This window comes from Lawsonibacter sp. JLR.KK007 (assembly GCF_036941135.1).
Taxonomy (GTDB): Bacteria; Bacillota; Clostridia; order Oscillospirales; family Oscillospiraceae; genus Lawsonibacter.
In genome coordinates this window covers 1,120,089-1,137,032 of sequence record NZ_JAYWSY010000002.1, presented here as the reverse complement: position 1 = coordinate 1,137,032, position 16,944 = coordinate 1,120,089, and the positions used below count along the sequence as shown (strand labels likewise).

Here is a 16,944-nt window from a genome sequence, read left to right as displayed (position 1 = left end):
CAGCGACCGCTGAGGGGACGTCTCCAAAAGGGAGATGTCCCTCTTCGTTTGGGAGGAACAAAAAACAGAAGGACATCCTGACGGATGTCCTTCTGTCTGGTGACCCAGCGGGGACTCGAACCCCGGACCCACGGCTTAAAAGGCTGGTTAAAGCCCAGTGCTTGCAGTACTTAGAGCCGAATATTGACTTGTATTTGACTTGCACCCTACTCATTTTCGACCTTCCTTCCTGCAAGATAGAGGTCCAGCTTGTCCACTGACTTACGCTTGTGGACGGCATCCAAATGCGTATATATGCGGAGTGTAGTCGAGACATCGGCATGGCCCATCTGAGCACAAGCCTGGACCACATCCACCCCTGCCAGGTACAGCAACGTGCAGAAGGTGTGGCGCAGCCAGTGCATGGTGATGCGGGGAATAGTCATGTCCAGCTTTTTCGGCCCGGGCTTGCTGGACTTCATCCGCTCCAGGTCTGCCGGTGTCCTGGTTCCGTACTTCTCGTTCAGCACCCGCATATAGGACCGCCACAGCTTTGCCCAGGCGGATTCTGTCATAACACTCCCGTGTGCGCTGGAGATCACCAAGAGATTGTCCCGGGGCAGCTCCGCCATGTAGTCAGCCAACCGCTGAGGAATGTCCACCGTCCGCATACCGGCAGCGGATTTGGTGACATGCTTCGGAGTGGGAACGCCGTTGGAATCATACTCCATCGTCTTGTTGACAGTGATGGTCCTGCCCTTCAGGTCCACGTCATTCCAGGTGAGGGCAGCCAGCTCCCCGCGGCGGAGCCCGGACAGCATCATAATCACCGCTACAGGCTGGGCGCGGTGCGGGGTGTCCCAGATCCACTGCTGTTCCTCCGGCGTCAGAGCGCGGCGCTGTTCTTCTTTGCGGCCCACTGCGGCCAGCTCCACCTGTTCGGCGGGATTGGCAGGGATGACCCGGCCCACTGCGCGCCGCATGATTTGCCTGATTGCGGAGCGGTATAGGTTGATGGTGCGTTGGGCAAGGCCCTGATCCGACAGGGCGACCAGCACACGCTCAATATCGTCCGCCCGAACCTGGCCGATCTCGTAGCCCTCCAGTTCTTCCTTCCAGCGTTTCACGGCGCGGCGGTAGTTGTCCATCTGCCGGGGCGAGATGTTCTCCCGCTCCTTCAGGCGGAGCCAATCATCCGCCCACTGACTGAAGCTGTCCCTCTGAGAGAGCACGTCCAGTCCCCGGCCCAGCTGGAGGCGGAGCGCTGTCTCCTTCTCCTTGACCTCTGCCGGCGTCTTACCGTAGACGCTCTTGTACTGCTTCTTGCCGGCTTCATCCCGGCCAAGGTAGACTTGACAGCAGTACCGCCCGTCCGCCCGCTTCTTTAGCCTCGCCATCTGACCGCTTCCTATCTGTCTTGGGATTAGATTTCAATAAAGCTGTGAATCAAATCGACGGCTTCCGCCACAATCGCGGCAGGGGCCTTTTCCTCAAAAGCGGCCCGGCGGCTGTTTAGGTCCAACATGCGGGCCTGATCGCACATGATAACACCGCCTGTCTTTGTGCTGCTGTCCAGGCGGATGTGGAAGGGGTGGCCCCTGTCCGTGTGAGTGATCGGACAGACCATCGTCAAGCTGCTGACCCGGTTGAACAGGTTGTTGCTGACCACCAGCGCCGGGCGGCGGCCCTTCTGTTCATGGCCCGCCTGTGGGTCGAAGTCCAGGTAGACAATATCCCCCTGTTCAAACACCGTTACCATACCTCGCTGCCCTCCGCTTTTCCCCAATCCACTTCCTCACTCTGGATGGGACCGATATCCTCAATGGGTTTGCCGTAAAACGCGGTCAGCCGCTCCTCCAGCGTCCTGTGGGGCATCGCTACGGCTTTCCTGATGGTGATGGTGTCCACGGTCTGCGTCAGCTCCACCCGGTCGTTCTCACGCAGCCCTAGGGCGTCCAGGAGAGGCTTAGGGATGCGCAGGCCGTTACTGTCTCCCCACCGCTGAATCGTCGCATACATGGAAATCACACTCCTTCTAATTGTGCGCCCTGGGCCCGATCTGGCCCGGGGCTTTTTGTTGTCTGTGGGAAATTCGTCAGCGCTGACGGATTTAACTCTTCCCGCTTGAGGGAAGAGTTTTGCTTTTTCCCACAAGAGGGAAGATGCAAAACTGTTCCTCTGGCGGAACAGTTTACTTCTACCCGCCTGAGGGAAGAAGTCTGCTTTTTCGTGCGTGGGCGAGGGAGCAAATCGGTTCCACTAGAGGAACTAATTTAATTATTCGCTCATGCGCGAATAATTTTCAAAATTCCCTTTGGCGGGAAGTTTGAAAATTAGTTGCGCCTGCGCAACCAATTTTAAACTTGGTACCGTATATGGGACCAAGTTCAAAAGTTGCGTTGGTAAAACTTTTGAAACCATGTTACCTCTCTCCGCCCTCCTGCGGCCCCTCTGGGCCGTCCAGGGATGGGGCGGTATCCATACCCTCTGGAGGCTGTGAACGCTGGTAGCGGGGCACCTCCGCGATAATCTCCACCGCGTCCGCCGCTTTCTCCATACCAGCGTTATTCAGCTTGCCTAGGGCGGTGGTGATCCGGTCTTGGGCATCTGTGGGGATTTGCGGCGGCGGTGACGCTTTCCACATGTTCACTCGCTCTTCCGGGGAAAGGTTACTCCAATAATCAGGGCCCACCAATTCACTGACCGCCGTGCCCAGGGCAAGGGCTATCCTTCGGAGTGTCTCAAGTTTGGGATTGCGCAGATCGTTTTCCCATTGGCTGACACCAACATAAGAGATACCGAGTTTTTCAGCAAGGGCAGCTTGTGTCATTCCTGCTTTCTTCCGGGCTGCTTTTATATGTTGTCCAGTTGTCATGCAATCGCCTCCAAAATAACTTTACCATAGTGCAATATAAAAATCAAGCAAAAGAATAAATTTCTGCTTGACTTATTCTTTTGATTGTGTTAAGCTTAAGCAGAAGAATAAATTCGGAGGTGAAATAAAATGTCTGTACGCATCGACCGCGTATCCTTTGCCGCCGCTCTGGCCCATAAGGACCTGACCGTAAAGCGGTTGGCGGAGTTGACCGGCGTTTCCCGGTCAACGATCACCAGCGTAAAGAGCGGTAAAAGCTGCTCCAATGACACGGCGGACAAGCTGGCGGCCGTTCTGGGCCGTGACATCATCAAGGAGGCGTAACCATGTTTCTTGTCATTTGGAACGACTGGGAGGGACTCCAGCGCGAGCGGGCCTTTGACACCCTGGAGGATGCCCAGCTGGAGGCGCAAGCCCTGGAGGCCTCCGACACTGTTGAGTACATTTATCCAATTCGGGAGGTAAGTGAGCGATGAACTACTTTGTAATCCAAAGCAAGGCCCACCCCTGGGACACCACTTGGACCACCTGGACCAACCGGCAGTTTCCCACGCTGGAGGAAGCTAAGGCGTTCTTCGACACTCTCCCCATCAAGGCGGACCATCGCATTGCTGAGGCGTACACCGTCACCAGATTCAAACCTATAAAGGAGGCATGAGCGATGACCAAAAACTTACAGGACAACTTCCTGTCTCAGCTCCAGCAGGAGCATACCCCGGTGACTGTATTCACCATCAACGGTTTCCAGCTCAAGGGCACGATTACCAGCTTTGACCAATTCACGCTGCTGGTGGAGCGGGACGGGCGGCAGAGCCTGGTTTACAAGTCCGCCGTGTCCACGGTTGCAAAGGAGGGCTGACCTATGCGGACAACACCGAAACGGCCCAATAAGCCGAGGCGAACGGTTGCCTCTTTGGACGAACTTCCCGCCATCTGCGATGTTTGCGATGTTGCCATTTATTTGAAGATAAATCCGGAAAATGTTGCAAAATTGGCCCGAAATGGCGTCATTAACGGTGCAAAAATTGGGCAAAGCTGGCGGTTTCGCAAATCCGATATCATCGACTATGAGACCCGGCTGTTTGGTTGCGGGAAGCAGAGCGGGGAGGCCTCTTAGGTGTCTCCCCGCAAAATGAATGGAGGTGTTGAAAATTGGATGAAGAATTGAAACCGTGCCCCTTTTGTGGCGGCGAGGCAAATCTATATAGAACTTATGGTCGCTATGGATGGTTCATTACCGCCCAGTGTGAAGTGTGTGGAGCACGGTCCAAAATCTTTTGGACGCGATCAGATCCCAATGACCCGGACTTTTGGGAATGTAAGGCAGCATCCAAGGCAACTGTGGCTTGGAATCGGAGGAAAGTAGGTACATGAGCAATAAACCGAGAGATGACCTTCATTATTTCAAATGGGAAGTAACAGACTTAAAGGCGATACAGCAGCTGATTGAAGCAGGGGTGATAACTCTTGCACATGTGGGAGAACTGTTTCTTGCCGTTATGTCCTATGTCGATAAAGTAGAGGTCGATGTTTCTCCAGAGGTGAAAGTCCTTTTTGCTACATACAAAGTCCGGGTAGACAATAAAAGGGAGGCACGCGTGAAAGCCGGGGAATCGAGAGTAGAGCCGGGACGGCTTGGTGGTCAGGCCAAGGCTGCAAACGCCAAAAAGCAGGCCGCTGCCGCTGCATTCAAACCTCCCCTCCGGAAACAGTTCCAGGAAGCTGTGAAGCATTTTGTGGACAATGATGAGATCGAGCCCACAGACAACTATGCGGTAGATGTCTTCTATGACAGCCTCAAAGAAGCTGGCTGGACCATTGGAGGCGAGCCGATCCAGCGGCGGAGCGATTGGGAAAGCGCCATCCTGGCGAAGTTCTACAATCCCTCAAATCCCCATCCCTCACTACAGTATTACCGCATATTTAAACGCATTTTCTCCGAGTTCCAGGGCCTGCGGGATGCCGATGGGCGAAGTCAGGCCGACGACGCTGCGTCTGAGTTCTTCGACACATTCGACGAAAGCTCAAAGAACTGGGAGGTTGAGGGCGAAACCTTCCCACAGTCAGAGTGGCAGGCGGCCCTTGCCCTATTCATGAAGCAGTACACCGAGAATATTCCACCCTAGCGGATTCTAGCAAACTTAGCAAAATGTAGCAAATCTAGCAAACTTAGCAAATCAACGTATCTAGTGACCTAGTAAATTATCTCTCAATATATCTACTAAATGAGCGATAAGCGAGTTATTTAGTAGATATATTGAGAGAGATAACAAACCATCAGCAGTAAAAAAGCCGTCGGGCGTGGCGGGGGCCTTTGGCGGCCCCGCCCCGCCTCCGCCTTTTTACTGCGAGGAAAGGAGGACGCCACAATGAAAAAGCAAACAGACATCTGCCCGTTGATGGCTATTGCCTGTATTGGCTCAACCGGCGCGGCCAGCGTGTGCATGAAGGACCGCTGCGCTTGGTGGGATGGCGGCTGCTGTGCCATCCGGATTCTCGCCCACAGCTTGGAGAATTTGGAGCAAAACGGCTTGCCTGTGTTCCCGAACTAGCCCCAAATCCGTCAGCGCTGACGAATTTGACAAAAAGACCGCCCTGGACGCTGCTAACATCCAGGACGGCAAGGTGGAAATGGAATAGAGAAAGACCCGTTTCCACCTCCGAGTATACAGAAAGATTAGGAGGATTGCAAGTATGAACATACCGAAAATTATGGTAGCACTCAAAAAGGACCCCACATGGACGGCACAAGGCGAGGACGCCCCCACACTGGCCCCCTGCATCTTTTGCGGCGGGAGCGCTGAGGTCGTGGTCAGAACCCCAATGTATGGGCGCTGCGGGGCCTGGGTGCGGTGCCGCTCCTGTTATGCTTACGGCCCGAAAGCGAGCATTTACGCACAATTCACTGAGGGGACCAAGTTCTGTACCCCTATGCTGCCTGAGAGCTTGGAGCGGGGGATCAACGCGGCAGTGGATGCCTGGAACATCCGGGCCGTGGACCACTCCCGCATGGGGAACATGCATATGGAGGTGCGGGCATGAAGTACACCGCCGGTTGCTGGTACTACCAGGGCAAAGCCTACGCCACCCTGCATGAGGCGCTGCTGGAGGCGTGGCCCCGATGAAATGGAAGTGTACATATCAGCCCGAGGAGGAGAGCGCAGCGGCCGCCGATCTGGCGGTTCTCCTCCAGAGACACCCGGGGGCAAAGGTCAAGCGTAGCGACAAGCACCCGCCATACAGGCATATCTACGTCACTATCCCGGAATCGGATTGCCTGAAATGTGACAACGCATTCCACAAACCCCTTGCGGCTCTAAGGGAAATTCTTGACAAACCCGCCCCCCTTGGGTATAATGATATCAAAGGCACAGGAGTACCGCCCCAGGGGCCACAGCGGGAGGCTTACGAGGGTTAGCGTTCAAGCGCATGGGAAAGCAGCTTTATAGCTGTTCTCCTGTGCGCTTTTTATTTAGCCCGACTCAGGGCGTAAAACGGAGGTAATTATGAACAAGGAATTTTTGAAGAACTTCCAGGTGAACGGCCAGCCTCTCCCCAACGAAGTGATCGACGCCATCCTGGCGGAGCATGGCCGGGACCTGGAGGCCGCCAAAGCCGACCCCGGCGCAAAGGGGGAAGGCGGCAAGCTCTTCACACAGGACGATGTAAACCGGATCGTCTCCGAGCGGTTGGCCCGGGATCGGGCTGACAGGGATAAGCCCAGCCCGGAGGACGAGCGAGAGAAGGCCCTGAAGGCCCGCGAGGCCCGGCTGGACTGCCGGGACTACCTGGACAGCAAGAAGCTTCCCGCCGCGCTCCTGGAGGTCCTGGACTGCTCCGACGTGGAGAAGTTCAAGGCGGCTGTGGGCGTAGCTGTGGAGAAGTTCCCGGCCATTGCCCGGGCGGATGAGGTCCCGCCCCCCTATGCAGCGGGGACGGGCACGATGTCCATGCTGGGAGACCCCTTTGCGGCAGCGTTCGGGCCCAAAAGCTGAAAGGATGAGAACGAATGCCTATTGACCTGGCAACCAAATTCCAGCCCTATACTGACGAGCAGTTTTCCACACAGAGCAAAAAGGCCCTCCTGACCAATCAGGACTTTGACTGGACCGGCGCCCACACCATCAAGGTCTACAAGATCACTACCAGCGCCATGAACGACTATGGCCGCAAAGGCCCCGCTGAAGGTCAGTGGAGCCGGTATGGCGCTGTGGCCGCCCTGGACGCCACCACCGAGGAGTTCACGTTGAAGAAGGACCGCTCCTTCACCTTCGCCATTGACAAGCTGGACACCGACGAGACCGCCCGGCAGCTGGCCGCTGCGTCCGCTCTGGCCCGTCAGAACCGTGAAGTCGTGATTCCCGAGGTGGACGCCTACACCTACGCCCTCATGTGCCAGAAGGCCGGTCACAAACCCGCCGCCCTGGCTCTGACCTCCGCCAACCTGTACCCCGAAATTCTGGCCGCTTCTCAGGCCCTGGACGACGCAGAAGTCCCCGAGACGGGCCGGGTGTTGGTGGTCACCCCCGCCACCTATGCGCTGATGAAGAAGTGCAAGGACATCACCATGGAGACCGACGTGGGGAACGAGCTGCGCCTGAAGGGCGTAATCGGCATCCTGGACGGCATGACCGTGCAGAAGATTCCCGCCAACCGCCTGCCTGCTGGGTTCGGCTTCATGGTGGCCCACCCCTGCGCCACCGTGGCCCCCATCAAGCTGGAGGATTACACCATCCATGAGAACCCGCCCGGGATCAGCGGCAGCCTTGTGGAGGGCCGCATCTGCTATGACGCCTTTGTCCTGGACAACAAGGCCAAGGCGATCTACTACCAGGCCCAGCCCGTCACTGACACGCTCAGCGGCACGGAATAGAGCTGATAGAGGGAGGCGTGTGGGCTTTGCTCCATGCGCCCTCCTGCTCTTAATCTAAGATTTCCGAGGCCCTAAAAAGATGGCTATCCGCAGATTTCGCAGGCCCTAAAAATGAGGTGGTTTTGTGTGCAATAATCTGATATTCCCACAACGTCTTCAAGAACTGCGCAAACAACGGCGGCTGAGTGCTCGCGCTCTTAGTGAACTATGCGGTATGGGCAAAAGTAGAATACTTTTATATGAGCGCGGTGAACAGGAACCGACAATCAGCAAATTGGAAGCCATCGCCGATTTCTTTGGGGTCTCCACGGACTATCTTCTGGGACGTGACTGCAAATAATAGGGGGATGTATCATGGGCAACAAGGGATTACGGTCGATGAATCATGCTGCCCGTATGTGTCCAATCTGCGGCGAGGACAGCCAGGTCTACAACACCAGGGAGGCGGCAGACGGTACGATCCATCGCAAGCGCCGCTGCCCTTCCTGCGGGGCCAGGTTCAGCACTGTGGAGAGCTTCGAGTGCATGGTGCCGGTCAAAAGCCTATCCCGATCCAGAGCATAGAAAGCCGGGCAGGGGTTTCCCTCTGCCCGGTGGTTTTTTAGTTGAACAGTGAGACCATTGCAAGGAACAGCTGAACGGCTTGTTCCCGCTGCGCCTCTGGCAACCCGCTCAGCAGCCCGGCAGCCTGGAGTATATGCACCGCCTGTTCATGGCTGTGCGGCGGCTCTGCGAACATCTCAGGGAGGGTGAGCCCGATCTTGTCCACAATCAGGTCGATCGTGTCCGACCGGGGGTTTCCCCGCCCCTTCAGATAGTCTTGCAGGGAAGTTCTTGGAAGGTTCAATTTCTGCGCCATAGTATCCAGCGACAGCTTCTGTTCCGCCTTGTATTTTTGAAGCTGAAAAGATATGTGATCCTTTGTCAGCATGACGTTGCTCCTCTCTATATCTATTGGATTCGTCATACTGCGCGGGGGAGGCCCACAGCACCGGGGAAGCGGGGGCCCGGTGCCTGACCTGTATTTTGACTTGTACGCTTTTGAAAAACCGGGGTTTTTAGCCCTGTTTTTTCTTGAAAATCGGCGCTCAGAATAAAGAAAAAATCCCCGGAACCATTGCGGCTCTAGGGATTTATCTGGTGACCCAGCGGGGACTCGAACCCCGGACCCACGGCTTAAAAGGCAGTTGCTCTACCAACTGAGCTACTGGGTCACGTCAAAATCCATGGGGCGTTTGGACCGCGTACGGCGGTCTGGCAGGGATGGCTGGACTCGAACCAGCGAGTGAGGGAGTCAAAGTCCCTTGCCTTACCACTTGGCTACACCCCTGTATCATGGGGAAAGGCTTGGGGCCGGAGCAGTAGCTCCGGCCCTGCCGCCTTGATGTGGGGTGGGTAAAGGGACTCGAACCCTCGACACCCGGAACCACAATCCGGTGCTCTAACCAACTGAGCTACACCCACCATATCACTGATGTCTGGTCACACCTGGAGCTGCTGGTACGCCTGAAGGGACTCGAACCCCCGGCCCGCTGCTTAGAAGGCAGCTGCTCTATCCACCTGAGCTACAGGCGCATTTGGAGCGGGTGATGGGAATCGAACCCACGCGACCAGCTTGGAAGGCTGGGATTCTACCATTGAACTACACCCGCATGGATGGTGCGCCCTTTCACATCAGCCTTTGAATACTACCACATTTTTTGCAAACTGTCAATGGTTTTCTGAAAAATATCCCGCCTGATTTACTCCAGCGCCCCGTCGCAGAAGGCGCAGCAGTCCAGGCCGCCGCTCCGCTTCACCAGGGGCGGCAGGTAGCGCTCGGTCTGGGTGATGCACCGGGGGTTGCGGCAGACGGGCCTGATCCCGATCTCCACCGCCTCGGTCTGCTCCAAACGGGGCTGGTTGGCCAGATCAGCCAGCAGGGCCATCCGGGCGAACATCCCATACCGGGCCTGCTGAAAGTAGGCTGCTCTGGGGTCGTCGTCCACGTCCACAGCGATCTCGTCCACCCGGGGCAGGGGATGCATGACCAGCATCCGCTCCTTGGCCCGCTCCAGCTTGCGGCGGGTGAGGATGTACACCCCCTTGTTCCGCTCGTACTCCAGGGGGTCCACAAACCGCTCCCGCTGGATGCGGGTCATGTACAGCACGTCCAACTGGGGGATGACCGCCTCCAGGCCGGTGACCTCGGTGAACCGCATGCTGTGTTCCCGCATAAATGCCCGCATGTAGCCGGGCACCGCCAGCTCCCGGGGGGAGATGAGGAAAAACTGGATCTGTTCAAACTTGGCCAAAGCCTTGATCAGGGAGTGGACGGTGCGGCCGTTCTTCAGATCGCCGCACAGGCCCACCGACAGGCCGTCCACCTTCCCCAGCAGGCGGGTGATGGTGGTCAGGTCGGCGGTGGTCTGGGTGGGGTGCATGTGGCCGCCGTCGCCGGCGTTGATCACAGGGACATGGGAGTACAGAGAGGCCGCCTTGGCCGCCCCCTCCCAGGGGGTGCGCATAACCACCACGTCGGCATAGCCGGACACCATCTTGATGGTATCCTTCAGCGTCTCCCCCTTGGCGACGGAGGAGGAGTTGGGGTCGGCAAAACCGAAGGCCGTCCCGCCCAGGCGGAGCATGGCGGTCTGGAAGGAGAAGTTGGTGCGGGTGGAGGGCTCGTAAAACAGGGAGGCCATCACCCGGCCCCGGCAGACGTCAATAAAGTCCCGGGGGCTGTCCATGATCTGGCTGGCCCGGGCGTAGAGCTCGTCCCACTCCTGGCGGGACAGGTCCCCAAAATCGATCAAATGGCGCATTTCCCTGCCTCCCTTTTCCTTGTTCCCGTTATTGTACTATAATTCCACCCATTCCGCAAGAGTGACTTTCCGGTCCGTCTCTTCCGCCGGGGCGCAGCCATTTTTTGCCTTGTGTCCCAGGGGGAAGCGCGCTATAATAGACCACACGATCCCGCAGTCTGCGGGCAGAAAGGAGTGTTGACCTATGAAGCGGACACGTTGTTTGACGTCCGCCCTTCTGTGCCTTCTGCTGGTTCTGGCGCTGGCGGTCCCCGCCTCCGCCCACGGCTGTCACGGGGGAAGGGCCCGCAGGTATTCCGCCAGACAGCAGGCGGTCCAGACCTCTGTTACGGTGTGCCCCGTTGCGGATTGCGCCACGGCGGGACGTCACATCCACGACGGCGTGGTCTACTGCGGCTACTGCCACGAGAGCGGCGTATGCGACAACACCTGCCGCGCCCTGTGTACCCTGGAGGACTGCTGTGAGACCGGCCGCCACCTCCACGATGGGGTGACCTACTGCGGCTCCGACCACGCGAACGGCTTCTGTGACGGCTCCTGCGCCGTCCCCGCCGTCCGTGGCTGCGGACACCACTGCTGAGCTGAAGCAGCCCGCATAAATCCCCTCCATCTCCACACCCTAACCGGGAGGAATGGAGGGGATCTTTTGTGCTTTGGTTCTGGAGCTTTATGGCCTACAGCTTTGCCGGCTTCCTGCTGGAGGTGGCCTTCGCCCGGCTGGTGGGCGGACGTCCCGACCGGAAGGGGCTGCTGGTGCTCCCGCTGTGCCCGGTGTATGGGGCGGGGGCCTGCCTGATCCTGGCCCTGCCAGGGTGGGTGGATGAACGCCCCTGGGCGCTGTTTCTGCTGGGCGGGCTGGCCGCTACGGCGGTGGAGTATCTGGCCGCGCTGTACCACGAAAAGGTCTTTGGGGTGTCCTTCTGGAGCTACGAGGGCCTGCCCGGAAATGTTCGGGGTAAGGTATGCCTGCCCTTTTCCCTGGCCTGGGGCGGGTTCTCGCTGGGGCTGGTCTACTGGCTCCACCCCCTTTTGGCGCCCTGGATGGCCCGGGTCCCCGCCCCGGTGGGCTGGATGACCCTGGCCGCGCTGCTGGCGGACGCTGCCCTCACCGCCGCCCTGCTGCGGCGGTATGGGAATACAGCCTGTCTCCGCTGGTACCGCCGCTGAGAAAAGGCCGCCGGGGATTCGATCCCGGCGGCCTTTTTGGTCACTCCTCGTAGTCGTCGTACTCGTCGATGTGGGCAGAGTGCTGGAGCTTTCCCTTTACGGTGCAGCAGATGTCAGTGAGGCCGTCCCAGTATGCGATGATGGCGCACACAGCGGCGGTGGCGGCCAGGGACAGCGCCACGATCTTCAGGACAAAACGGGCAACTTTCATGATCCTACCTCCTATGAAAACGGTTACTCCCAGTTTACACGATTGCGGATCAAAATACAATCGTTTTTCAAAAATTTGTTTCTTTTTCTGGCGCGGGGATTTTCCGGTAGCGGACTCCCGCTTCCGGAACGACCCCCCGTTCGTCCATCAGCTGCTCCACCGTCACGAAGCAGAAGCCCCTGTCCAGCAGCTCGTCCACAATGAGCAGAGCCGCCTGGGCGGAGCTGGGAAACAGGTCGTGGAGGAGGATGATGTCCCCGTCGGAGGTATGCTCCACCACGGCGGAGACGATCCGGTCGATGTCGCTGTCCCTCCAGTCCTCCGGGTCTACCGACCACAGGATGACCGGCCCGCCGCACCAGCTCCCGGCGCGCTCATCCAACAGCCCGTAGGGCGGACGGAGCCAGTAGCTCCCCTCTCCCAGCAGGCTGGCGAGCAGGGCCCGGGTCCGGTCCACCTGGAGGGCAAAGCCGTTTCGGTCCAACCCCTTCAGCTCCACGTGGTCGTAGGTGTGGACGCCGATCTGATGGCCCTCTGCGGCCATGCGGCAGACCAGGTCCTCGTTGCCTGGGATGCGGCTGCCCACCAGGAAGAAGGTGGCGGGCACCTCCCGCAGCGCCAGGCCGTCCAGCAGGGGGCCGGTGGTGGAGGAGCGGGGACCGTCATCAAAGGTGAGCGCCACCAGGGGCGGACGGTCCAGGGTCACCTCCGCCAAGGCGTCCGCAGGCAGGGACCGCTCCGGCGCAGGGAGGGTCAGGACCAGGGCCAGAACACATACGCACGCTGCCGCTTTTTTCCAATTCACCGCCGTACCATCTCCTTGACACGTTTGCTGACAGTATGTGCGGCGGTACGGAAAACTTACGTAGAAAATTTTTTCTGCCTTCGGTTCGGCACATCGTCCCGGCCCACCAGATAGTCCAGGCTGACGTTGTAAAAGTCCGCGATTTTGATTAACTGTTCGATGGGAATATTGATTTTCCCGTTTTCATAGTCAGAGTAAGTGCTCTGGTCGATGTTCAAATACTTTGCCAGCTCTATCTGCTTTTTGTCGCTGTCTTCCCTCAAATCTCGAATCCGAGAAAAAGTCATTCCGATCACCCAAGAAAACTATAAAATATGGGTGATGCGGATATTGACAAATATGGTCAACGCCCATATAATAGTCGTTGGGGTGATAACGATGGACAAGCCAGACTATAAAGAGATGTATTTGAATTTGTTCAGAGCCAGCGAGGAGGCGCTGGATATTCTGATAGCCGCCCAGCGGAAATGCGAGGAAATGTACCTTGCTGCTGAGAGCGAAACACCTGCACAGGCAGAGAAAGGGGCCGGGGAGTGATCCCCGGCCCAGTATTTTTTATTCCTCTTTGCTCTTGGGCTTGTATTGTTCCTCGCCGGTCTCGATCCAAAGGAGGAAGTTTACAATATCAGTGTCATTCATACCCAGAGCACGGAGTCCCAGGGCTAATCTAGCGTTCTCGGTCATATTCATAGTTCAGCCTCCTTTACTGCTTGGGCACGGTCTTGGTGATGGTGGCCTTGGGGTCCTCGGTGTCGAAGACGGTCTTTGCGGCGGCGGCCAGGCCGGCGATGCCCTGGAGCTCGGAGGGAATGATGATCTTGGTGGCCTTGCCGTTGGCGGCGGCGGTGAAAGCCTCCAGGGCCTTGATGGTGAGCACACCCTGGCCGGGGGCGGCCTCGTTGATCAGCCGGATGGCGTCGGCGGTGGCCTGTTGGACCTTCATGATGGCCTCCGCCTCGGCCTCGGCCTCCAGGATCTTGGCCTGCTTGGCGCCCTCAGCCTGGAGGATGGCCGCCTGCTTGGCGGCGTCGGCCCGGAGGATGGCGGACTGCTTTTCGCCCTCAGCCACCAGAATCTGGGACTGCTTCTGGCCCTCGGCCTGGAGGATGGACTCGCGGCGCTCACGCTCGGCCCGCATCTGCTTCTCCATGGACTCCTGGATGTCACGAGGGGGCATGATGTTCTTCAGCTCCACCCGGTTGACCTTGATGCCCCAGGGGTCGGTGGCCTCGTCCAGGAGGGCCCGCATCTTGGTGTTGATGTGGTCCCGGCTGGTGAGGGTCTGGTCCAGCTCCAGGTCGCCAATGATGTTACGCAGTGTGGTGGCGGTGAGGTTCTCAATGGCGGACATGGGGTTTTCAATGCCGTAGGTATACAGCTTGGGGTCGGTAATCTGGAAGTAGACCACCGAGTCGATCTGCATGGTCACGTTGTCCTTGGTGATGACAGGCTGGGGGGCGAAGTCCACCACCTGCTCCTTCAGGGACACGTTCTTCACAATCCGCTCCACGATGGGCACCTTGAAGTGGACGCCCGCATCCCACACGGTGCGGAAGGTGCCCAGCCAGGTGATCACGTAGGCCCGGGACTGGGGAACAATGCGCACGATGCTGGCCAGCAGGGAAAACAGTACGATTGCGATGACAATGACGACAAGGGTGGGAATGATATACTCCATAATGTTTCTCCTCCTCTATTTTTCTTTCTACGCAGGCTCTACGATCACCTTCACGCCCTCAATGCGCAGGACCTTCACGTCCCGTCCCGCTGGGATGACGATATCCTGGGCGGAGCGGGCGGACCAGATCTGCCCCTTTACCTTCACCTGGCCCTGGGCCTGGGTGTTGTCGATGGTCTCGGTGACCAGGGCGGCGGCGCCGATCACCCGGTCGGCGTTGGTGGCGGAGACCTTCGGCTTGAGGAATTTGCTGCTCAGCGATTTGAACAGGGTCAGCGCCAGCGCCGACACCCCCAAAAATACCGTGATCTGCAGCCAAAGCCCGGCCCCCAAAGCGGTCGCGAACAGTCCGGCCAGAGCGCCTACGGCAAACCAGACCGAGACCAGTCCCACCGTCACCGCCTCACCGATGGAAAAGGCAAAAAATGCGGCCAGCCAAAAGATCGTCATAGCAATTCCTCCTTTCAAGTTGGCGGTTGCAGCTCCTCACTCCTATCATATCACAGCCCGTTGAAAATTACCACCATGAGGAGGGGGATTTTCGCAAATTTTTTTGCCTCTCTCCTGGACGCTTCCTTCAGGCTTCGCGTCGCCTGCGCGGACTACAGTATACACCGGCGAGTCCGACACGTCCGGCACAGAACAAGCGCAAACAAACACCCGCTCCCTTTGCAGGGAGCGGGTGCTGTAAGATCGCAAAAGACTCCCGTCCCCCGCGGGGAAGGCCCCCCTTCGCAAAGAGGACTCCGCTCCCGGAGCGGTGAGGGGTTCTTGGGAAACGAATGGGTGTCCGGCAGGGAACTTCCTCCGCCGCCTTCCTCAGAGGGGGGGCTTTTTTATACCTCCATGATAACAGGCAGGATCATGGGGGAGCGTTTGGTTTTCTTGTAGAGGTACCCGGACAGGTCGCCCTTGATGGCCCCCTTGATGGCGGACCAGTCGGTACTGTAGCGGGTGTCCACATGCTGGATGGCCTCAACGGCGACCTGACGCAGCTCCTCCAGCAGGCCCTCGGACTCCTTCACATAGACGAAGCCTCTGGTAATGATGTCCGGGCCGGAGACCAGCTCGCCGTTTTCGGCGGACATGGACAGGGCCACCACGATCATGCCGTCCTCAGCCAGGTGGCGGCGGTCCCGCAGGACCACGCTGCCCACATCGCCCACGCCGTAGCCGTCCACAAAGACCTGCCCGGCGGTGACCGTCCCCGTCAGCTTGGCGGAATTGGGGGTGAACTCCATCACCCGGCCGATGTCGCTGATGAGGATGTGGTTAGGCTCCATGCCCATCTCCCGGGCCAGCTTGGCGTGGATCTGGAGCATCCGCTGCTCGCCGTGGAGGGGGACGAAGAACTTGGGCTTCACCAGGGCGTGGACGATCTTCAGCTCCTCCTGGCAGGCGTGGCCGGAGACATGGAGGGCCAGGTCCCGCTCGTTCATTACCTCCACGCCCTTGCGGTACAGTTCGTTGACCACGTTGCCGATGGCGTTTTCGTTGCCGGGGATGGCGGAGGCGGAGATGATCACCCGGTCGCCAGGGAGCAGGTCCACCTGACGGTGGGTGTTGAAGGCCATGCGGGTGAGGGCGGACATGGTCTCGCCCTGACTGCCGGTAGTGATGATGCACACCCGGTCCTTGGGCAGGGACTTGATGTGGTTCAGGTCCATGAGGATGCCGTCGGGGATGTTCATATAGCCCAGCTCGGCGGACACCCGCATCACATTCTCCATGGACCGCCCTGTGACGGCTACCTTCCGCCCATACCGGGCGGCTACGTCGATGACCTGCTGGATGCGGTCCACATTGGAGGCAAAGGTGGTGACGATGATGCGCTCCTGACAGCCCCGGAAGAGGGCGTCGAAGGAGGCCCCCACGCTGCGCTCGGAGCGGGTGTAGCCCGAGCGTTCCACATTGGTGGAGTCGGCCAGCAGGGCCAGCACCCCCTCCTTGCCCAGCTCGCCCAGGCGGGCCAGGTCCATCATCCCCCCCTGGATGGGGGTGGCGTCGATCTTGAAGTCGCCGGTGTGGACACAGGTGCCCACCGGGCACTTGATGGCGAAGGCCACCGCGTCCGCGATGGAGTGGTTCACGTGGATGAACTCTACGCTGAACCTTCCTGCCTTGACCACGTCCCCCGCCTCACAGGTGATGAGCTTGGTGCGGTCCAGCAGGCGGTGTTCCTCCAGCTTCAGCTTGATGAGTCCGGCGGACATGCGGGTGGCGTAGATGGGGGCGTTGACCGACCGCAGCACATAGGGCAGCGCCCCGATGTGGTCCTCGTGGCCGTGGGTGATGAAAATGCCCCGGATCTTGTTCTGGTTCTTGATCAGGTAGGTGACGTCAGGGATAACCACGTCGATGCCGTACATGTCGTCGTCGGGGAAGCCCATGCCCACGTCCACTACAATGATGTCGCCGCCGTATTCGTAGACCGTCAGGTTTTTTCCGATCTCGTTCAGGCCGCCCAGAGAAATGATTTTCAGTTTTTCTGCCATGATAACTCCTTTTCATATTTGGGTTGGTTCGATGTATCCCGACCGAAAAAACCATAT

30 protein-coding genes, 5 tRNA genes and 1 pseudogene are annotated in these 16,944 nt (G+C 58.5%); 17 read left to right on the top strand and 19 right to left on the bottom strand.

Translation table 11 applies throughout. The features are described 5' to 3' along the window. Positions 1 to 206: 206 nt before the first annotated feature. The 5 genes and pseudogenes from VV088_RS15585 to VV088_RS22825 form a co-directional block, all read right to left on the bottom strand. Positions 207 to 1,376 carry a tyrosine-type recombinase/integrase gene (locus VV088_RS15585; RefSeq protein WP_334601629.1) on the bottom strand — a complete coding sequence of 390 codons (1,170 nt, stop codon included), beginning with the start codon at positions 1,374 to 1,376 and terminating at the stop codon, positions 207 to 209. A 26-nt stretch (positions 1,377 to 1,402) separates the two neighbouring features. Next, positions 1,403 to 1,738 (bottom strand): type II toxin-antitoxin system PemK/MazF family toxin, encoded by a 336-nt coding sequence (locus tag VV088_RS15580; RefSeq protein ID WP_334601628.1) that lies wholly within the window; start codon positions 1,736 to 1,738, stop codon positions 1,403 to 1,405. After that, positions 1,732 to 1,998: an AbrB/MazE/SpoVT family DNA-binding domain-containing protein gene (locus VV088_RS15575; protein ID WP_334601626.1), complete on the bottom strand. Its 267-nt coding sequence runs from the start codon at positions 1,996 to 1,998 to the stop codon at positions 1,732 to 1,734. The genes VV088_RS15580 and VV088_RS15575 overlap by 7 nt, the downstream gene beginning before the upstream one ends. Positions 1,999 to 2,401: 403 nt before the next feature. Further along, on the bottom strand, positions 2,402 to 2,623 hold the full coding sequence (locus tag VV088_RS15570; protein ID WP_334601625.1) for a hypothetical protein: 222 nt from the start codon (positions 2,621 to 2,623) through the stop codon (positions 2,402 to 2,404). A gap of 57 nt (positions 2,624 to 2,680) precedes the next feature. Continuing rightward, positions 2,681 to 2,854, bottom strand: a pseudogene (locus VV088_RS22825) (helix-turn-helix domain-containing protein); the annotation flags it as partial. A 129-nt stretch (positions 2,855 to 2,983) separates the two neighbouring features. Between VV088_RS22825 and VV088_RS15565 the strand changes: the two are divergent. The 14 genes from VV088_RS15565 (at position 2,984) to VV088_RS15510 (ending at position 8,291) form a co-directional block, all read left to right on the top strand. Further along, positions 2,984 to 3,178, top strand: coding sequence for a helix-turn-helix transcriptional regulator (locus VV088_RS15565; RefSeq protein WP_334601624.1), 195 nt, complete (start codon positions 2,984 to 2,986; stop codon positions 3,176 to 3,178). A gap of 2 nt (positions 3,179 to 3,180) precedes the next feature. Next, positions 3,181 to 3,330 (top strand): hypothetical protein, encoded by a 150-nt coding sequence (locus tag VV088_RS15560; RefSeq protein ID WP_334601623.1) that lies wholly within the window; start codon positions 3,181 to 3,183, stop codon positions 3,328 to 3,330. Next, complete coding sequence (locus VV088_RS15555) at positions 3,327 to 3,512, top strand: hypothetical protein (RefSeq protein WP_334601621.1); 186 nt, start codon at positions 3,327 to 3,329, stop codon at positions 3,510 to 3,512. The genes VV088_RS15560 and VV088_RS15555 overlap by 4 nt, the downstream gene beginning before the upstream one ends. 3 nt (positions 3,513 to 3,515) lie before the next feature. Then, on the top strand, positions 3,516 to 3,713 hold the full coding sequence (gene hfq, locus VV088_RS15550; protein WP_334601620.1) for an RNA chaperone Hfq: 198 nt from the start codon (positions 3,516 to 3,518) through the stop codon (positions 3,711 to 3,713). 3 nt (positions 3,714 to 3,716) lie between these two features. After that, on the top strand, positions 3,717 to 3,971 hold the full coding sequence (locus VV088_RS15545; RefSeq protein WP_334601618.1) for a helix-turn-helix domain-containing protein: 255 nt from the start codon (positions 3,717 to 3,719) through the stop codon (positions 3,969 to 3,971). A 35-nt stretch (positions 3,972 to 4,006) separates the two neighbouring features. Further along, entirely contained in the window at positions 4,007 to 4,228 is a 222-nt protein-coding gene (locus VV088_RS22820; RefSeq protein WP_442913164.1) for a Lar family restriction alleviation protein, read from the top strand. After that, the gene (locus tag VV088_RS15540; protein ID WP_334601617.1) at positions 4,225 to 4,980 is read left to right on the top strand and encodes a hypothetical protein; all 756 of its coding nucleotides are present in this window, start codon (positions 4,225 to 4,227) and stop codon (positions 4,978 to 4,980) included. The genes VV088_RS22820 and VV088_RS15540 overlap by 4 nt, the downstream gene beginning before the upstream one ends. Before the next feature lie 243 nt (positions 4,981 to 5,223). After that, positions 5,224 to 5,406, top strand: coding sequence for a hypothetical protein (locus tag VV088_RS15535; RefSeq protein ID WP_334601616.1), 183 nt, complete (start codon positions 5,224 to 5,226; stop codon positions 5,404 to 5,406). Positions 5,407 to 5,548: 142 nt separating this feature from the next. Beyond that, on the top strand, positions 5,549 to 5,896 hold the full coding sequence (locus VV088_RS15530) for a hypothetical protein (RefSeq protein ID WP_334601615.1): 348 nt from the start codon (positions 5,549 to 5,551) through the stop codon (positions 5,894 to 5,896). Positions 5,897 to 5,975: 79 nt separating this feature from the next. Continuing rightward, positions 5,976 to 6,272, top strand: a complete 297-nt coding sequence (locus tag VV088_RS15525; RefSeq protein ID WP_334601614.1) for a hypothetical protein — start codon at positions 5,976 to 5,978, stop codon at positions 6,270 to 6,272. Positions 6,273 to 6,360: 88 nt separating this feature from the next. Further along, positions 6,361 to 6,849: a hypothetical protein gene (locus VV088_RS15520; RefSeq protein WP_334600746.1), complete on the top strand. Its 489-nt coding sequence runs from the start codon at positions 6,361 to 6,363 to the stop codon at positions 6,847 to 6,849. Between the two features lie 14 nt (positions 6,850 to 6,863). Next, complete coding sequence (locus VV088_RS15515) at positions 6,864 to 7,727, top strand: hypothetical protein (RefSeq protein ID WP_334600743.1); 864 nt, start codon at positions 6,864 to 6,866, stop codon at positions 7,725 to 7,727. A gap of 124 nt (positions 7,728 to 7,851) precedes the next feature. Beyond that, positions 7,852 to 8,067 (top strand): helix-turn-helix domain-containing protein, encoded by a 216-nt coding sequence (locus VV088_RS22815; protein WP_442913148.1) that lies wholly within the window; start codon positions 7,852 to 7,854, stop codon positions 8,065 to 8,067. Positions 8,068 to 8,081: 14 nt separating this feature from the next. Beyond that, positions 8,082 to 8,291, top strand: a complete 210-nt coding sequence (locus tag VV088_RS15510; RefSeq protein WP_334601613.1) for an NrdR family transcriptional regulator — start codon at positions 8,082 to 8,084, stop codon at positions 8,289 to 8,291. A gap of 37 nt (positions 8,292 to 8,328) precedes the next feature. Here the strand turns inward: VV088_RS15510 and VV088_RS15505 are convergent, their stop codons facing one another. The 7 genes from VV088_RS15505 to pyrB all read right to left on the bottom strand — a co-directional run bounded on the left by VV088_RS15505 (position 8,329) and on the right by pyrB (position 10,531). Beyond that, on the bottom strand, positions 8,329 to 8,658 hold the full coding sequence (locus tag VV088_RS15505; protein ID WP_334601611.1) for a helix-turn-helix domain-containing protein: 330 nt from the start codon (positions 8,656 to 8,658) through the stop codon (positions 8,329 to 8,331). A 207-nt stretch (positions 8,659 to 8,865) separates the two neighbouring features. Continuing rightward, positions 8,866 to 8,941, bottom strand: a tRNA-Lys gene (locus tag VV088_RS15500). A gap of 41 nt (positions 8,942 to 8,982) precedes the next feature. Then, positions 8,983 to 9,057 (bottom strand) — tRNA-Gln (locus VV088_RS15495). A 57-nt stretch (positions 9,058 to 9,114) separates the two neighbouring features. After that, positions 9,115 to 9,191 (bottom strand) — tRNA-His (locus VV088_RS15490). 34 nt (positions 9,192 to 9,225) lie between these two features. Then, a tRNA-Arg gene (locus VV088_RS15485) sits at positions 9,226 to 9,302 on the bottom strand. A 3-nt stretch (positions 9,303 to 9,305) separates the two neighbouring features. Continuing rightward, positions 9,306 to 9,379, bottom strand: a tRNA-Gly gene (locus VV088_RS15480). 90 nt (positions 9,380 to 9,469) lie between these two features. Beyond that, entirely contained in the window at positions 9,470 to 10,531 is a 1,062-nt protein-coding gene (gene pyrB / locus VV088_RS15475) for an aspartate carbamoyltransferase (protein WP_334601610.1), read from the bottom strand. A 184-nt stretch (positions 10,532 to 10,715) separates the two neighbouring features. Here pyrB and VV088_RS15470 point away from each other — a divergent pair, with 184 nt between their 5' ends. After that, positions 10,716 to 11,111 carry a hypothetical protein gene (locus VV088_RS15470; protein ID WP_334601609.1) on the top strand — a complete coding sequence of 132 codons (396 nt, stop codon included), beginning with the start codon at positions 10,716 to 10,718 and terminating at the stop codon, positions 11,109 to 11,111. A 68-nt stretch (positions 11,112 to 11,179) separates the two neighbouring features. Beyond that, the gene (locus VV088_RS15465) at positions 11,180 to 11,698 is read left to right on the top strand and encodes a putative ABC transporter permease (RefSeq protein WP_334601608.1); all 519 of its coding nucleotides are present in this window, start codon (positions 11,180 to 11,182) and stop codon (positions 11,696 to 11,698) included. A gap of 40 nt (positions 11,699 to 11,738) precedes the next feature. Here the strand turns inward: VV088_RS15465 and VV088_RS15460 are convergent, their stop codons facing one another. The 3 genes from VV088_RS15460 to VV088_RS15450 form a co-directional block, all read right to left on the bottom strand. Continuing rightward, on the bottom strand, positions 11,739 to 11,909 hold the full coding sequence (locus tag VV088_RS15460) for a hypothetical protein (RefSeq protein WP_334601607.1): 171 nt from the start codon (positions 11,907 to 11,909) through the stop codon (positions 11,739 to 11,741). Positions 11,910 to 11,976: 67 nt separating this feature from the next. Then, entirely contained in the window at positions 11,977 to 12,714 is a 738-nt protein-coding gene (locus tag VV088_RS15455) for a polysaccharide deacetylase family protein (protein WP_334601606.1), read from the bottom strand. Positions 12,715 to 12,770: 56 nt separating this feature from the next. Beyond that, the gene (locus tag VV088_RS15450; RefSeq protein WP_334601605.1) at positions 12,771 to 13,001 is read right to left on the bottom strand and encodes a helix-turn-helix domain-containing protein; all 231 of its coding nucleotides are present in this window, start codon (positions 12,999 to 13,001) and stop codon (positions 12,771 to 12,773) included. Between the two features lie 43 nt (positions 13,002 to 13,044). On the opposite strand from VV088_RS15450, the gene VV088_RS15445 reads away from it, so the two are divergent. Continuing rightward, positions 13,045 to 13,251 carry a hypothetical protein gene (locus VV088_RS15445; RefSeq protein WP_334601604.1) on the top strand — a complete coding sequence of 69 codons (207 nt, stop codon included), beginning with the start codon at positions 13,045 to 13,047 and terminating at the stop codon, positions 13,249 to 13,251. An 18-nt stretch (positions 13,252 to 13,269) separates the two neighbouring features. Here VV088_RS15445 and VV088_RS15440 read toward each other — a convergent pair whose 3' ends face one another. From VV088_RS15440 to VV088_RS15425, 4 genes are all read right to left on the bottom strand, one after another. After that, positions 13,270 to 13,404 (bottom strand): hypothetical protein, encoded by a 135-nt coding sequence (locus VV088_RS15440; protein ID WP_334601603.1) that lies wholly within the window; start codon positions 13,402 to 13,404, stop codon positions 13,270 to 13,272. 13 nt (positions 13,405 to 13,417) lie between these two features. Further along, positions 13,418 to 14,392: an SPFH domain-containing protein gene (locus VV088_RS15435; protein ID WP_334601602.1), complete on the bottom strand. Its 975-nt coding sequence runs from the start codon at positions 14,390 to 14,392 to the stop codon at positions 13,418 to 13,420. Between the two features lie 27 nt (positions 14,393 to 14,419). Next, a complete protein-coding gene (locus VV088_RS15430) occupies positions 14,420 to 14,842 on the bottom strand; it encodes an NfeD family protein (RefSeq protein WP_334601601.1) in 423 nt (140 codons plus the stop codon). Between the two features lie 386 nt (positions 14,843 to 15,228). After that, positions 15,229 to 16,887 (bottom strand): ribonuclease J, encoded by a 1,659-nt coding sequence (locus tag VV088_RS15425; RefSeq protein WP_334601600.1) that lies wholly within the window; start codon positions 16,885 to 16,887, stop codon positions 15,229 to 15,231. Positions 16,888 to 16,944 lie beyond the last annotated feature (57 nt).